The organism is Streptococcus mitis, from assembly GCF_946188585.1.
In the GTDB taxonomy this organism is placed as follows: Bacteria; Bacillota; Bacilli; order Lactobacillales; family Streptococcaceae; genus Streptococcus; species Streptococcus mitis_DG.
On sequence record NZ_CAMHVI010000044.1, the window covers coordinates 1 to 247 of the forward strand.

Sequence of the window (247 nt, forward strand, 5' to 3'; positions counted from 1 at the left end):
AAGTACATCAGCTTCAACAAGCGCAAGTACGTCAGCAAGTACATCAGCTTCAACGAGCGCAAGCACGTCAGCTACAACAAGCGCAAGCACATCGGCTAGCACGTCAGCAAGTACATCAGCTTCAACAAGCGCAAGTACATCAGCAAGAACATCGGCTTCAACAAGCGCAAGAACATCAGCAAGCACATCAGCATCAACAACCGCAAGTACATCAGCAAGCACGTCAGCAAGGACATCAGCATGAAGG

The 247-nt window shown here is 49.4% G+C and carries 1 protein-coding gene; it reads right to left on the reverse strand.

What is annotated here, in order from left to right; all coding sequences use genetic code 11:
- Positions 1 to 247 (reverse strand): hypothetical protein (locus tag N8M66_RS09355; RefSeq protein ID WP_261047243.1); only part of this gene is annotated, 247 nt, incomplete at both ends.